Origin of the sequence: Streptomyces sp. NPDC047841 (genome assembly GCF_040704085.1) — a bacterium.
Lineage (GTDB): Bacteria > Actinomycetota > Actinomycetes > Streptomycetales > Streptomycetaceae > Streptomyces > Streptomyces argyrophylli.
This window is the reverse complement of the sequence record NZ_JBEYRP010000005.1, coordinates 393272-408007: the sequence shown is the minus strand read 5'-3', so window position 1 is coordinate 408007 and position 14736 is coordinate 393272. Positions and strand designations below refer to the sequence as shown.

Here is a 14736-nt window from a genome sequence, read left to right as displayed (position 1 = left end):
CGGCTGTGACGGCGATCGGGGCCGGCCGGCAAGGACCCGCCGCCCGCGCGGGTCGTTGCCGGTGGTGACTGCGCCGCCCGCAGGCGGAGCCCCCGTTGTCGGGTGCGGTGGCCCGGCCTCGGGCGAGGACGCCGGACGGGTGGTTGTACGGGTCCGGTTGCGGGAGGTCGTCGGGCGGCTGTGACGGCGATCGGGGCCGGCCGGCAAGGACCCGCCGCCCGCGCGGGTCGTTGCCGGTGGTGACTGCGCCGCCCGCAGGCGGAGCCCCCGTGGTCGGGTGCGGTGGCCCGGTCTCGGGCCGGGACGCCGGGCGGGTGGTCGTACGGATCCGGTTGCGGGAGGGGTGAGGAGCGTGTCGGCGGGGCGTGGCGGGGGCCGGTTCCGTGGTGACGCGGCATCCTGGCGGGAAGGCGCATGGCACTGCCCGGGGCCCACTACTCTGGAGTGGTGACTATTCGCCTGTACGACACCAGCGCCCGGCAGATCCGTGACTTCACCCCGCTCAAGCCGGGCTGCGTCTCGATCTACCTCTGTGGCGCCACCGTGCAGGCGGCACCCCACATCGGCCACATCCGCTCGGGCCTCAACTTCGACATCATGCGCCGCTGGTTCGCGTACCGTGGCTACGAGGTGACGTTCATCCGCAACGTCACCGACATCGACGACAAGATCATCGCCAAGAGCCACGAGCAGAGCCGGCCCTGGTGGTCGATCGGGTACGAGAACGAGCGCGCCTTCAACGAGGGCTACGCCGCCCTCGGCTGCCTCCCGCCGACCTACGAACCCCGCGCCACCGGCCACATCCCCGAGATGGTCGAGATGATGCGGGGCCTCATCGAGCGCGGGCACGCCTACGAGGCCGACGGCAACGTCTACTTCGACGTACGGTCCTTCCCGCACTACCTGGAGCTGTCCCGGCAGGAGCTGGACAACCTGCTCCAGCCGTCCGGCGAGGGCGAGACCGGCAAGCGGGACCCGCGCGACTTCGCCATGTGGAAGTCCGCCAAGCCGGGCGAGCCGACCTGGCCGACCCCGTGGGGACCGGGCCGCCCCGGCTGGCACCTGGAGTGCTCGGCGATGGCCCACAAGTACCTGGGCAGCGCCTTCGACATCCACGGCGGCGGCCTCGACCTGATCTTCCCGCACCACGAGAACGAGATCGCCCAGGCCAAGGCCTACGGCGACGAGTTCGCCCGGTACTGGGTGCACAACGCCTGGGTGACCATGGCCGGCGACAAGATGTCCAAGTCGCTCGGCAACAGCGTGCTGGTCAGTGAGATGGTCAAGCAGTGGCGGCCCGTCGTGCTCCGCTACTACCTGGGCACCCCGCACTACCGCTCGATGATCGAGTACAGCGAGGAGTCCCTGCGCGAGGCCGAGTCCGCGTTCGCGCGGATCGAGGGCTTCGTGCAGAGGGTCACCGAGCTGGCCGGGAAGCCGGTCGAGCCGGCCGCCGAGGTCCCGCCCGCCTTCGCCGAGGCGATGGACGACGACCTGGGCGTCCCGCAGGCCCTCGCCGTCGTGCACACCACCGTCCGGCAGGGCAACAGCGCGCTGGCCGCCGACGACAAGGAGGCCGCCGTCGCCCGGCTCGCCGAGGTGCGGGCCATGCTCGGCGTCCTCGGCCTGGACCCGCTCGACCCGCACTGGGCCGGTGAGGCCGGCGACCGGGGCGAGGACCTGAACGGCGTGGTCGACAGCCTCGTACGCCTCGTCCTCGACCAGCGCGAGTCCGCCCGCGCCCGCAAGGACTGGGCCACCGCCGACGCCATCCGCGACCAGCTGGGCCAGGCCGGGCTGGCCATCGAGGACGGCCCGCAGGGCCCGCGCTGGAGCCTCGGCCCGCGCTAGCGCCCCGCTTGATCGATTGTGCCGCCCGGCCCTTCGGGCGGCACACTGCATAAGACGTACGTACGAAAGCTCACGAAGACAGGTAGGTCATGGCCGCGAACAACCGTCGCATGTCCGGCAAGAAGGGCGCGCAGGTCGGCAGTGGCGGCCAGCGGCGCAAGGGGCTGGAGGGCCGGGGGCCGACCCCGCCGGCCGAGATGCGCAAGGGCCACAAGAAGAACCGCATCGCCAACGCCAAGGCGAAGCAGGCCGTGCGCCGCCCCGTGGCCCGGGGCCGTGGCGGCAAGTCCGCCTCCGAGCTGGTCGTCGGCCGCAACCCGGTCGTCGAGGCGCTCCGCGAGGGCGTCCCCGCCTCCACCCTCTACGTCCAGCAGTTCATCGACAACGACGAGCGCGTCCGCGAGGCTCTCCAGCTCGCCGCCGAGCGCGGCGGCATCAACCTCATGGAGGCCCCGCGTCCCGAGCTGGACCGCATGACGAACGGCCTCAACCACCAGGGCCTGGTCCTCCAGGTCCCGCCGTACGAGTACGCGCACCCGGAGGACCTGCTCGACGCCGCGGCCGAGGAGGGCGAGGACCCGCTGGTCGTCGCCCTGGACGGGGTCACCGACCCGCGCAACCTGGGCGCCGTCGTCCGGTCCGTCTCCGCCTTCGGCGGCCACGGCGTCCTCGTGCCCGAGCGCCGCTCGGCCGGCATGACCGCCGGCGCCTGGAAAACCTCCGCCGGTACGGCCGCCCGTACGCCGGTCGCCCGCGCCACCAACCTCACCCGGACCCTTGAGGCCTACAAGAAGGCCGGCCTCACGGTGGTCGGCCTGGCGGCGGACGGCGAGGTCGAACTCGGCGACCTGGAGGCCCTGGGGGGTCCGGTCGCCATCGTCGTCGGCAGCGAGGGCAAGGGCCTGTCCCGCCTGGTCGGCGAGACCTGCGACTTCCGCGTCCGCATCCCGATGCCGGGCGGCGCCGAGTCGCTCAACGCGGGTGTGGCCGCCGGCATCGTGCTGTACGAGGCCGCGCGCCGGCGCAGCTGAACAACCGTCCGGACGGGCCTGAACGCCCGTCCGGAAGTTCACCCTTGCGGGGTAATTCGGGCGGCCATATGGCGCTCGGGGCCGCTTTGACGGGGTCCGGACACATCCGGGCGGTCAAAGCAGTGTCCTAACGCCACGTCACTCGGTTAGATGAGTGTGGACACCAGAACACCCCGCACACCCACGGGCGACCGTTCGTCGGGTTTCGACGACGCTCCCGCGCTGAGCATGGTGAAGGTGCCGAGCGATCCGGCGCAGGTCATCGTCAACCACGCCAGCTTCCGCGTGCAGCTGGGCGCGGCGGCCCGGCGCACCCAATCCCCGCGGATCGCCCGGCATCTGAGCGCCGGCCAGGACACCGCCCGGATGCCCGTCGTGGGCACGGCGGGCCGGGCCGGCGCCACCGGCCGCCGCCGCCCCGTCGTGTGGAGCGGCAAGTCCGCCCCCGACGACACCGGCGCCCACCGGCTCCTCCAGGCCGTGCGGGGCAGCAGCGTCCGCCACGCCGACGAGCCCGAGGCCGGCGCCACGCAGGTCATCCCGCGCGTCCAGACGGGTTACGCCGACACCTACGACGAACGCGACCTCACCGTCGAGACCCCCGTCGTCGGCCACCAGCGCACCGCCCCGGGCGCCGACGGCACCCGCCTCCTGCCGCACATGCGCACGGCCACCGGCGCCTACGACGACCCGCCCTACCCCGCCTACCCCGACGATCACGAGCCGTACGACACCTACCCGGCCGGCACCGACCCCGAGAGCGACCCCGCCGCGGACGCCGACGCCCCGCGCCGCGCCAGGCGCCAGGGCGACGACCCGGCCCGGCACGCCTACTACCCCGGCCGCCGGCTCAACCTCGGCGTCGTCCTGCTCCCGCTGCGCATCTTCCTCGGCTTCATCTCCATCTACGCCGGCATGGGCAAGCTGTGCGACCCCGTCTACTTCGACGGCGGCAAGCGCGGCTCCATGGTCACCTGGCTCAACACGCTGCACCCCTGGGACGTCGCCGAGCCGCTGCGCCAGTTCGCCCTGCACCACCCGGTCGGCTCCGGCCTGGTCATCGCGTTCCTCCAGGTCGTCGTCGGCGTCCTGACCATCCTGGGCTGCTGGCAGCGCGTCGCGGCGGTCGTCGGCGCGATGCTCTCCGCCGCCCTGATCGTCACCGTCAGCTGGAAGACCGTCCCGGTCTACGACGCCCCGGACATCATCTACCTCGCCGCCTGGTCCCCGCTGATCATCGCCGGCGCCCCCGTCTACTCCGTGGACGGCCGTCTCGCGGGCGGTGCCTGGCGCCGTCTCGGCCCCCGCGCCGACATCTGGGAGCTGCGCCGCCACGTCCTGCGCCGCGGCGCGCTGATCACGGCCGTCACGGTCGGCCTGACCCTGTTCATCGGGTCCCTGCTGGGCGGCGCGGTCCGCGACTCCAGCCGCGTGGTCGTCCCCGGACCCGGCGAGGCGCCCCGCAACCAGCTCCCCGGCTCCCCGCTCCCGCAGGAACCCGGCACGCGGCACGAGAAGACCCCGTCGGCGTCCAGCTCCCCGACGGGCGGCGCCACGGTCGGCGCGAGCCCCTCGGGGGCGGCGACGACCCCGGGCACCAGCCGGGCCACCTCCGGCGGCACCACCACGACCCCGACCCAGACCCAGGGCACCACGGGTCAGGTCCCGCCCCGCCGGACGTCCCCGACGACGGGCGGCGCCCCGAGCACGACGGCGGGTCCGACGAGCACGGGCGGCGGCGGCACCAGCACCGGTGGGTCGACGACGGGCGGCGGCAGCACGTCCACGGGCGGCGGCAGCACTTCCACCGGTCAGCCGGGCCTGGTGGGCGGCCTGCTGGGCTGACGGAGCAGGAACAGAACAGCAGGAGGGCCCCGTACCGGGAAAGGTACGGGGCCCTCTTCGCTCTCGGGGACTCGGGGACTCGGGGACTCGGGGCCGGCGGGCCCGCCCAGGGGCCCGCGGAGCCGTTCAGCGGCCGAGCGTCGCCAGCTCCTTGGCCGCCTCCGTCAGGTCCTTCGCCGTGTCGATGGCCCGCCAGTACGCGCCCTGCGGGATGGGGAACCCGGCCAGCTTCTTCTCCCGGGCCAGCCGGGGGAACGTGGTCCGCTCGTGGTCGCCCCGCTCGGGCAGCAGGGAGGCGAACTCCGGCGAGAACACGTAGACACCCGCGTTGATCTCGAACGTCGACGGCGGTGCCTCGATGAAGTCGGTGATGTGCCCGAACCCGTCGGTCTTCACCGCCCCCCACGGGATCCGCGGCCGGGCGAGCGCCAGCGTGGCGACGGCGTCCCGCTCGGTGTGGAAGTCGGCCATGTCCCGCAGGGAGAACCGCGTCCAGATGTCACCGTTCGTGGCGTACCAGGGCCGCTCCGGATGGGGCAGACGGGCCGCCGCGTACCGCAGGCCGCCGCCGCGGCCGAGGGGCTCGCTCTCCACGACGGTGGTGACGGAGACGGGAAGGTCGGCCGAGTCCAGCCACTTCTGCAGGACGTCGGCGAGGTGGCCGCAGGAGACCACGACGTCCGTCACACCTTCCTCGGCCAGCCAGGTCAGCTGGTGGCCGATGATCGGAGTGCCCGTACCGGGGATCTCGACCATCGGCTTGGGCCGGTCGTCGGTGTACGGACGCAGCCGGGAGCCCTGGCCACCGGCCAGGACCACGGCTTGAGTGGGGCGCGACGCGGCGTTCGGATGGGTCATGACCGCACTGTACGTGGCGCCCCACCGCTGTCCACGGGCGGCGGCGCGCTCCTTGGGGAGCCGTTACCCGGTTCTCACCGGCAACCCGCCGCCGGGGCTCAGCTGTGCGCGGCCAGCACGCCGGAGGCGAAGGCCGTGTCGCACACCGGGCGGGCGTACGACTGGGCGCGGGAGGCGCCGTAGATGTGCACCGCGGCCCTGCCGAGGGCGCGGGCGATGGAGGAGCAGTGCCGGGCCAGCGCGGGGCGGCCGTTGACGGCCTGCTGGAGGTGGGTGAGGACCACCCCCGGGTTCTTGTGCTGGAGCTCGGTCATCAGCTGGTCGCGGAGCACGTCCTGCGGGGCGCGGGTGGTCTTCTTGGCGGAGACCTCGACCGACGAGACGTCGGAGGCGGCCAGCACCGAGCTGGAGGGGCTCCCCGTCCAGTTGACCCGGGTGACCGCGAGGGTCCCGGAGAGCACCAGGACGACGGGCAGGACGAGGGCGAGAGTGCGGCCGATACGGCGGGCAGGGCCGCCCCGGTGGCCGCGTCGTGTCTGTGGGGTGGTGGAGTGCTTCACGCGTGTGAGGGTAGCGCCCCGTGATGATTTGGAGACATTGAGTCACCCTTATGGGGGATGAGAAGGTGCTGATTTCCGGGTAACGGGTTGACGAAGTGCCCCACCACAAGATCGACGGGAAGGGCCCCGCACGCCGAGCGTGCGGGGCCCTTGCGAAGCCGTCGGTCGTCGGCCGTCGGCCGTCAGTCGGACAGCCGCTCGCCGGTGGACGTGGAGAACACGTGGGTCTCGCCCGGCCGCGGCACGACGTGCAGCGTGGAGCCCTTCTCCGGCACGGAGCGGCTGCTGACGCGGACCACGAGGTCCTTCGTCTCGCCGCCGACCTCGACGGTGCCGTAGACGTAGCCGTCGGCGCCGGTCTCCTCGACGACGTTCACGGAGACGGCGAGGCCGGCCGGGGCGTCGGAGGCGTCCTTGGACAGGGAGGCGGCGACGGAGCCGTTGTGCTCGACCACGTCGAAGTGCTCGGGACGCACACCGACGGTGACCGTGCGGTCGCCCTTGTCGGCGGCGGCCTTCAGGGCCTCCCGGTTGACCGGGACGACGCTGTTGCCGAACTTCACGCCGCCGTCGGTGATCGGCACCTCGATCAGGTTCATGGCGGGGGAGCCGATGAAGCCGGCGACGAAGAGGTTCGCGGGCTTGTCGTACATGTTCCGCGGCGAGTCGACCTGCTGGAGGATGCCGTCCTTGAGCACGGCCACCCGGTCGCCCATCGTCATGGCCTCGACCTGGTCGTGGGTGACGTAGACCGTGGTGATGCCGAGGCGGCGCTGGAGGGACGCGATCTGCGTACGGGTGGAGACGCGGAGCTTGGCGTCCAGGTTGGACAGCGGCTCGTCCATGAGGAAGACCTGCGGCTCGCGGACGATCGCGCGGCCCATGGCGACACGCTGGCGCTGACCGCCGGAGAGCGCCTTCGGCTTGCGGTCCAGGTACTCGCTGAGGTCGAGGATCTTCGCGGCCTCCTCGACCTTCTGCCGGATCTCCGCCTTGTTCACGCCGGCGATCTTGAGCGCGAAGCCCATGTTGTCGGCGACCGTCATGTGCGGGTAGAGGGCGTAGTTCTGGAACACCATGGCGATGTCCCGGTCCTTGGGCGGCAGGTGCGTGACGTCGCGGTCACCGATGCGGATGGCACCGCCGTTGACGTCCTCCAGGCCCGCGAGCATCCGCAGGGAGGTGGACTTTCCGCAACCGGACGGGCCGACCAGGACGAGGAACTCGCCGTCCTCGATCGCGATGTCGAGTGCGTCGACGGCGGGCTTGGTGGAACCCGGGTAGATCCGGGTCGCCTTGTCGAACGTGACTGTGGCCATGGTGATGGGCCCCCTTCTACCGGCAGGAACGTGCCGGACGATCCGTTGTAGGAAGGTGGTTGGTGTAGTCCACGCGGGTGAACTGGATCAGGACGGTACCTGGCGTTCACTCGATCTGTCAGTAGCCCGGCCGGTGTGAACTTCACGGAAATTCTCGACGGAGCGGCCCCGAGACGTGGGTACACTGCACGGGCACCCAGGTGCACGCCTCCTTAGCTCAGCTGGTCAGAGCGCCGCTCTTGTAAAGCGAAGGTCGTCGGTTCGAATCCGACAGGGGGCTCGTGCGGTCCAGGTGGGACACCGTCCCGCCTGGGCTTTCTCATGTGAGCAGGCGGGCGATCTCCAGTCGGCGGGCCTCGATCGGGCGGCCGTCCTCCACGTCCCACAGGGCGTTCTGGAGCAGGCGGCCGAGGGTCCACGCGCGGGCCCGGGCGCGGTCCAGGCCGAGGACGTCGGTCATCGCGTCGAAGCGCCAGCGCACCTCGGCCGCGTCGAAGCGGTTGTCCAGGGCGGGCCACAGTTCGAAGCCGGGGTCGCCGGCCAGCGGCTTGGGGTCGATGGCGAGCCAGTCGGCGCGGTCGGCGGCGAGGACGTTCTCGTCGTGCAGGTCCCAGTGGAGCAGCCGGTCGCCGGGCTCGTGGGCGACCTCGCGCACGGCGGCGGCGCAGTCGGCGACGATCCGGCGGACCCCGGGGTCCGGGATGCGCGGCAGCGCCCGCGGGGTCCGTTCCAGCATGGCCTCGGCGATGTCGCCCAGGCGGCGCAGGCCGGGCGGGGCGGGGAAGGAGGTGAGGTGGGCCAGCAGCCGGGCGATGACCAGGACGGCCTCGCGGGTGTCGCCGAGGCCCGCGAGCATCCGGGACTCGTCCAGGCGCTCCAGGAGCATGGTGCCGGTGGCCGGGTCGTGGTCCAGGAGCCGTACCGCCCCGTCGCCGTCCCACACGCGCAGCGCGACCGGTTCGCCCACGCTCTCCGCGTCCGTCAGCTGGAGCTTGAGGACCGCGCGGAGGCCGTCGGCGCGGACGACGGGCAGGACGAGGGCGCTGACGCCGTTCATCGACGGCCCGTCGAGCGTGAGCCGCCAGCGGCCCAGGAACTCGGCCGCGAGGCCGGGCAGCGCGGCGATGAACGCCCGCCCCGCCGCGCCGTTGTACGTCTCCTGTGCCTTGGCCAGCTCGCCGGGGATGTCAATCACGAAGCGGACGATACTGGCGTGCGTGAATCGGCTCATGCGATTTCTCCGGGGCCTGAGCGGGGTGTGGGCGTACGTCCGCGCCGCTCCCGGCACGTACGTGTGGCTGGGCGTCCTGGTCGTGACGACCGTCGCGCTGCACCACATGTCGCCGGAGTTCGAGGAGCACTTCCTGCGGCGCCGGTCGACCAACATCCATGAGCTGTCCCGCAATCCGGTGCGGGTGCTGGTGGCCAGCGCGATGTGGATCGAGAGCGGGCACTGGGTGCCGTACGCCCTGCTGTACACGGTGTTCCACGCGCCGGCCGAGCGCTGGCTGGGCACGGCCCGCTGGCTGGCGGTGTGCGCACTCGCGCACGTGCTGGCCTCGCTGATCAGCGAGGGGGCGCTGCTGGAGGCGATCCGCCATGGCATGGCACCGCAGTCGGCGGTGAACACCCTGGACATCGGGGTGAGTTACGCGCTGGCCGGGGTGATCGCGGTGCTCGCCTACCGGATCGCGGCGCCCTGGCGGTACGTGTACCTGCCGGTGGTGCTGGCCGTGTTCGGGCTGCCGCTGGCCGCCGGGCCGACCTTCACCGACTTCGGTCACATCGTCGCCGTACTGATCGGTCTGGCCTGCTATCCGCTGGTCAGGGGCCGCGGAAAAGCATGGAATCCGAAGGAGACACTGGACGGGCTCAGGGGTTAACGTCCCCGCCATGAGCAGCTCGGCGAGCAGTGTCGTGAACGGTGGCATCTCCTTCTGGTACGCGGACGACGGCCTCCCGGCGGTGCGGGAGCCGCTGCCCGGGGACGCGTCCGCCGACGTCGTGATCGTGGGCGGCGGCTACACGGGGCTGTGGACCGCGTACTACCTGAAGAAGGCGGCGCCCTTCCTGCGGATCACCGTCCTGGAGCAGAAGTTCTGCGGCTACGGCGCCTCCGGCCGCAACGGCGGCTGGCTGTACAACGGGATCGCGGGCCGCGACCGGTACGCGAAGCTGCACGGCCACGAGGCCGCCGTACGGCTCCAGCGGGCGATGAACGACACCGTGGCCGAGGTGATCGCGGTCGCCGAGGCGGAGGGCATCGACGCCGACGTGCACCGGGGCGGCGTCCTGGAGGTGGCCACCACTCCGGCGCAGCTGGCCCGGCTGAAGGCGTTCCACCGGCACGAGCTGTCGTACGGGGAGAAGGACCGGGAGCTGTACGGGGCCCGGGAGACCGCCGAGCGGATCCGGATCGCGGACGCGGTCGGCTCCACCTGGACCCCGCACGGGGCCCGGCTGCACCCGGTGAAGCTGGTCAAGGGGCTCGCGGCGGCCGTGGAGGCGCTCGGTGTGACCATCCACGAGTCGACGCCGGTGACGGAGATCCGCCCCAAGCACGCGGTCACTCCCTACGGGACCGTCCGCGCGCCGTACGTGCTGCGCTGCACCGAGGGCTTCACCGCGTCCCTGCGGGGGCAGCGGCGGACCTGGCTGCCGATGAACTCCTCGATGATCGCGACCGAGCCGCTGACCGAGGAGCAGTGGGCGGCGATCGGCTGGTCGGGCCGGGAGACCCTAGGCGACATGGCGCACGCCTACATGTACGCCCAGCGCACGGCGGACGGCCGGATCGCGCTCGGCGGGCGCGGGGTGCCGTACCGCTTCGGTTCGCGCACCGACAACGACGGCCGGACGCAGGCGGCGACGGTCGAGGCCCTGCGGGAGATCCTGACCCGCTTCTTCCCGTCCCTGGCCGGGGTGCGGATCGAGCACGCGTGGTCGGGGGTGCTCGGGGTGCCGCGGGACTGGTGCGCCACGGTGACGCTCGACCGCTCCACCGGCCTCGGCTGGGCGGGCGGTTACGTCGGCTCCGGCGTCGCCACCACCAACCTGGCCGCCCGCACCCTGCGCGACCTGGTGCAGCGGGACTCCGGACAGGGCGGGCGGACCGCGCTGACGGACCTGCCCTGGGTGAACCACAGGGTCCGCAAGTGGGAGCCGGAACCTTTCCGCTGGCTGGGCGTCCAGGGCATGTACGCCACCTACCGCGCCGCCGACCAGCGTGAACGCCTCCACCCGGGCACGGAGTCCTCGCGCCTGGCGAAGGTGGCCGACCGGGTGGCGGGACGGCACTGAGGCCCGGTGGGCGGGCCGGTTACCCTCACGGCATGATTCGTACCGCGACCCCCGACGACGTCCCCGTCATCCACACCATGGTCCGTGAGCTGGCCGAGTACGAGAAGGCGCCCGAGGAGGCCCGGGCGAGCGAGGCGCAGTTGCGGGAGGCGCTGTTCGGGGAGCGGCCGGCCGCGTTCGCGCACATGGCGGTGGACGAGGCGAGCGGGGAGCCGGCCGGGTTCGCGCTGTGGTTCCTCAACTTCTCCACCTGGCGCGGGGTGCACGGCATCTACCTGGAGGACCTGTACGTCCGTCCGGAGGCGCGCGGCGGCGGCCACGGGCGGGCGCTGCTGGCCGAGCTGGCGCGGATCTGCGTGGAGCGCGGGTACGAGCGGCTGGAGTGGTCGGTGCTGAACTGGAACCGGCCGGCGATCGGCTTCTACGAGGCGCTGGGCGCCCGGCCCCAGGACGAGTGGACGGTGTACCGGCTCACGGACGGGGCGCTGACCGCACTGGGCTCGGCCGGCTGACACCGGTTCCGGCGGCGGTCGCGGTCGCGATCACGGTCGCGATCACGGTTTCGGTCCCGGCCGCCGGGGCGGTGGCGGTGGTCCGGTGACCCGGGGGCGTCCGTGGCCGGCCGCGCCGTTCCCCGCGCCCCGGGGGCCGGCGAGCCGCAGCAGCCCGCTCGCAGGCGCGGGTCCGTGCCGCTGTGCGGTTCCGCCGGGTGGTGGGTGTGAGCGACCGGCGGGCGCCCGCCCGGGACACCGAACCGCGCGGCCCCACTTCCGCGCGGCCCCGCCCCGCCGTCGCGGCGGCCCGCCTTCGTGCCGCCCCGCCTCCGCGCCGGCCCGCCCTGCGCCCTCGCCCTGCCCCGCCAACGCCCCGTGCCTTCACGCCCTCCCCCCCGCCCCCGCCCCGCCCCGCGCCTCCGCGCCAACCCGGTCACCGGCCGTCAGGGTTCCAGTACGACCTTGCCGATGGTTGCCCGTCCCTCCAGTGCCCGGTGTGCGGTGGCGGCCTGGGTGAGGGGGAAGCGGGTGACGGCCGGGCGCAGCCGGCCCCGGGCGGCCTCGGCGAGGGCGCGCAGTTCCAGCGCGCGCAGGCCGCCGGCGCGCTCCAGCATCGCCGGGCCGAGCACCGACTCCGAGACGCCCTCGACGTGGTACCCCCGGCCCTGCCCGATGCCCTCCGCCGACCAGCCGAACACCAGGTGCCGGCCGCCGGGGCCGAGCAGGGCGACGGCGTCCCGGGCGACCCGGCCGCCGACGCCGTCGTAGACGAGGGTGGCCGGCCGGCCGCCGAGGTGGGCGCGGACCTTGGCGGGCCAGTCGGGGTCGGTGTAGTCGACGGCGAGGCCGGCGCCGTCGGCGCGTACCCGGGCGGTCTTCTCCGGGCCGCCCGCGAGCCCGATCACGGTCGCCCCGGCGTTCCTGGCGTGCTGTACGAGCAGGGTGCCGATGCCGCCGGCCGCGGCCGGTACGACCACCACGTCGTCCGGTCCCGGCTCGGCGAAGCCCGCGATGCCCAGCGCCGTACGGCCCGTGCCGATCATGGCGACGGCGGCGGCGGGGTCCAGGCCGTCCGGGATGTCGTGCACACGCTCGACCTCGGTGACGGCCAGTTCGGCGTAGCCGCCGGGCGCGAAGCCGAGGTGGGCCACCACCCGCCGGCCGAGCCACAGGCCGTCCACGCCGTCGCCGAGCGCGTCCACGACCCCGGCGACCTCCCGGCCGGGCACGGTCGGCAGCCGGGGCGGTTCGGGCAGCGGGCCCTGGTGGCCCTCCCGCAGGGCCGCGTCGAGCAGGTGCACACCGGCCGCGGCGACCGCGATCCGCACCTGGCCGGGGCCCGGGACGGGGTCCGGGAGTTCCTCGTAGGTCAGGTTCTCGGCCGGGCCGAAGGCGTACAGGCGGACGGCGTGCATGGGACCCCCAGGGAGACGAGGTTCGGTGTGGTCCCCACCCTCGGACCTCAAGCGCGCTTGAGGTCAAGGGCGGGCCGGCCGAGGACCAGGGACACCGCCGTCACCGCGCTGTTGAACGACACCTCCGCGAGCACCCCCGGGGCCGCCACCTGGTCCCCCACGAGGTAGACCCCGTCGCCGCGGTCCACGGCGGGCCGGTCCCGCCAGCTGCGGCCCGGCAGGTCCACGGCCCCCGTACGGCCGTCCGCCACGGCCTCCCGCCGCCAGGTCACCCGCTCCCGCCACCCCCGGAAGCCGAGGTCCAGCAGCTGCTCGGCGCGGGCCACGCCGTCGGCCCGGGTCTGGCCGGGCCCGATCGGGAACTGCCCCTGGACCAGTTGCTCCCCGGCGGGCGCGAGGGACGGGTCCTGCGCGGTGAAGCGCTCGATCCAGCCGGGCGCGTCCAGGTCGGAGACGGCGAAGGCGTCCCCGCGCCGGGTGCGTACGGCGAGGTCGAGCAGGACGGTGCGGCCGCTCGGCCACTCCAGCGCGTCGTCGCGCAGCAGCCGCCGGGCGGCGGGCAGGCCGGTGGCGACGACCACCGGGGTGTCCTCCGGCAGCGCGTCCACCCGGGCACCGGTCTCGATCCGCACGCCCATGTTCCAGGCCCGTGCGGCCATCCGGTCGACGACCCCGCCCCAGCCGCCGCGCGGGTAGTGCGCCTCCGGCGGCAGCTTGGCGGCCCGGCGCAGCCGCTCCTGCACGAAGGCGGCGGACAGGCCGCCCGGGTCGTGGTGGAACAGGGCCACCGCGGCGTAGTGGGCGGCCGCGCGGGCGCCCTCCTCCCCGGCGATCCCGCTCGCCCAGCCGAGGAAGTCGACGTCGGCGGGGGCCGGGCCGACCCGGCGCCGCAGCAGCTTGAGCATGGCGAAGGGCGGGGTGCGGCGCAGTACGCCGTGGTGGCGCAGCCGCAGCCGGGCGGCCTGAAGGGGCGGCAGGGTGGCGAGCGGGCCGATCAGGTCCCGCTGCCTCAGCCAGGTCCAGTGCGGGCCGCCGGCGTAGAGGGCGTGCGGGCCCTCGTTGGTCCGGTACGGCCCCTCCGCCGTCCGGGCCCGCCCGCCCAGGGTGCCGTGGGCCTCGTACACGGTGACCCGGGCGCCGGCCTCGGCGGCGGTGATCGCGGCGGTGAGTCCGGCGAAGCCGCCGCCGATGACGGTGATGTGGTGCGCGGGCTTGTGCATGGTTCTCCCTGCGGTCGGTGCACCTGTCCGGCAGTACGACGGCCCGTGCCCCGCCGTGTGTGACATCCCGGGTGTTTCCCCAGCCCGGCGCCGGTTGTCAGTGGCGGGGTGCAGCATGGGCGCATGGTGAGGCGAGCGACGGGAAGCCGGCCCGCGGGCCGGGAGGCGGTGCGGGGCGCGCGGCGGCCGGAGGTGCGGCTGCCGCCGCTGGAACCGTGGACCGAGGGGGAGCTGGCGCCGGACGGCGACTACGACGGGCTGGAGTTCAGGGAGTGCGACCTCGCCGGGCAGGACGGCGCGGGCGCCCGGTTCATGGACTGCGCGCTGACGGGCTGCGCGGTGGACGAGACCGCGCTGGGCCGGGCCCGGGTGCTGGACTCGGTGCTGACCGGACTGCGCGGGGTGGGGACGCGGCTGGCCGAGGCCACGCTCAGGGACGTCGAGCTGGTCGACGCCCGTCTGGGCGGTACGCAGTTGCACGGAGCCGTGCTGGAGAGAGTCGTGATCCGGGGCGGCAAGATCGACTACCTGAACCTGCGCGAGGCCCGTCTCAAGGACGTCGTCTTCGAGTCCTGCGTGCTGGTCGAGCCGGACTTCGCGGGGGCGCGCCTGGAGCGGGTGGAGTTCACCGACTGCGCCCTGAAGGGGGCCGACTTCGGCGGGGCGACCCTGACCGACGTCGACTTGCGCGGGGCCGCTCCGCTGGAGATCACCCGGGGCCTGGACCGGCTCTCCGGCGCGGTGATCAGCACGGGCCAGCTCCTCGACCTGGCCCCGGTGCTGGCGGCGGCGATGGGCATCCGGGTGGAAGGCTGAGTCGGAGCCCGTGGTCCGGGCCGCCCG

Annotated in this window: 13 protein-coding genes and 1 tRNA gene; 8 read left to right on the top strand and 6 right to left on the bottom strand. The window is 73.8% G+C overall.

What is annotated here, in order from left to right; translation table 11 throughout:
• Positions 1 to 447: 447 nt before the first annotated feature.
• From cysS to AB0947_RS10590, 3 genes are all read left to right on the top strand, one after another.
• Positions 448 to 1851: a cysteine--tRNA ligase gene (cysS, locus tag AB0947_RS10600; RefSeq protein WP_366749925.1), complete on the top strand. Its 1404-nt coding sequence runs from the start codon at positions 448 to 450 to the stop codon at positions 1849 to 1851.
• A gap of 89 nt (positions 1852 to 1940) precedes the next feature.
• Positions 1941 to 2882 carry a 23S rRNA (guanosine(2251)-2'-O)-methyltransferase RlmB gene (rlmB, locus tag AB0947_RS10595; RefSeq protein WP_366749924.1) on the top strand — a complete coding sequence of 314 codons (942 nt, stop codon included), beginning with the start codon at positions 1941 to 1943 and terminating at the stop codon, positions 2880 to 2882.
• A gap of 150 nt (positions 2883 to 3032) precedes the next feature.
• A complete protein-coding gene (locus AB0947_RS10590; protein ID WP_366749923.1) occupies positions 3033 to 4727 on the top strand; it encodes a DoxX family protein in 1695 nt (564 codons plus the stop codon).
• Between the two features lie 126 nt (positions 4728 to 4853).
• On the opposite strand, the gene AB0947_RS10585 is transcribed toward AB0947_RS10590, so the two are convergent.
• From AB0947_RS10585 to ugpC, 3 genes are all read right to left on the bottom strand, one after another.
• Complete coding sequence (locus AB0947_RS10585) at positions 4854 to 5585, bottom strand: nucleotidyltransferase family protein (RefSeq protein ID WP_366749922.1); 732 nt, start codon at positions 5583 to 5585, stop codon at positions 4854 to 4856.
• A gap of 98 nt (positions 5586 to 5683) precedes the next feature.
• Positions 5684 to 6145, bottom strand: a complete 462-nt coding sequence (locus AB0947_RS10580) for a hypothetical protein (RefSeq protein ID WP_366749921.1) — start codon at positions 6143 to 6145, stop codon at positions 5684 to 5686.
• 182 nt (positions 6146 to 6327) lie between these two features.
• Positions 6328 to 7464, bottom strand: coding sequence for a sn-glycerol-3-phosphate ABC transporter ATP-binding protein UgpC (gene ugpC, locus AB0947_RS10575; RefSeq protein WP_366749920.1), 1137 nt, complete (start codon positions 7462 to 7464; stop codon positions 6328 to 6330).
• Between the two features lie 206 nt (positions 7465 to 7670).
• Between ugpC and AB0947_RS10570 the strand changes: the two genes are divergently transcribed.
• Positions 7671 to 7744 (top strand) — tRNA-Thr (locus AB0947_RS10570).
• Between the two features lie 39 nt (positions 7745 to 7783).
• Here the strand turns inward: AB0947_RS10570 and AB0947_RS10565 are convergent.
• On the bottom strand, positions 7784 to 8695 hold the full coding sequence (locus AB0947_RS10565; protein WP_366749919.1) for an aminoglycoside phosphotransferase family protein: 912 nt from the start codon (positions 8693 to 8695) through the stop codon (positions 7784 to 7786).
• Here AB0947_RS10565 and AB0947_RS10560 point away from each other — a divergent pair.
• The 3 genes from AB0947_RS10560 to AB0947_RS10550 are packed head-to-tail and all read left to right on the top strand — an operon-like array spanning position 8694 to position 11276.
• Positions 8694 to 9347 (top strand): rhomboid-like protein, encoded by a 654-nt coding sequence (locus AB0947_RS10560; protein ID WP_366749917.1) that lies wholly within the window; start codon positions 8694 to 8696, stop codon positions 9345 to 9347. The two genes, AB0947_RS10565 and AB0947_RS10560, sit on opposite strands and share 2 nt — an antisense overlap.
• 10 nt (positions 9348 to 9357) lie before the next feature.
• On the top strand, positions 9358 to 10764 hold the full coding sequence (locus AB0947_RS10555; RefSeq protein WP_366749915.1) for an FAD-dependent oxidoreductase: 1407 nt from the start codon (positions 9358 to 9360) through the stop codon (positions 10762 to 10764).
• Positions 10765 to 10796: 32 nt separating this feature from the next.
• Positions 10797 to 11276 carry a GNAT family N-acetyltransferase gene (locus AB0947_RS10550; protein WP_366749914.1) on the top strand — a complete coding sequence of 160 codons (480 nt, stop codon included), beginning with the start codon at positions 10797 to 10799 and terminating at the stop codon, positions 11274 to 11276.
• Between the two features lie 425 nt (positions 11277 to 11701).
• Here AB0947_RS10550 and AB0947_RS10545 read toward each other — a convergent pair whose 3' ends face one another.
• A complete protein-coding gene (locus AB0947_RS10545) occupies positions 11702 to 12673 on the bottom strand; it encodes a zinc-binding dehydrogenase (RefSeq protein WP_366749912.1) in 972 nt (323 codons plus the stop codon).
• Between the two features lie 47 nt (positions 12674 to 12720).
• Complete coding sequence (locus AB0947_RS10540; protein WP_366749911.1) at positions 12721 to 13893, bottom strand: FAD-dependent oxidoreductase; 1173 nt, start codon at positions 13891 to 13893, stop codon at positions 12721 to 12723.
• Positions 13894 to 14016: 123 nt separating this feature from the next.
• Between AB0947_RS10540 and AB0947_RS10535 the strand changes: the two genes are divergently transcribed.
• Entirely contained in the window at positions 14017 to 14709 is a 693-nt protein-coding gene (locus tag AB0947_RS10535) for a pentapeptide repeat-containing protein (protein ID WP_366749910.1), read from the top strand.
• Positions 14710 to 14736 lie beyond the last annotated feature (27 nt).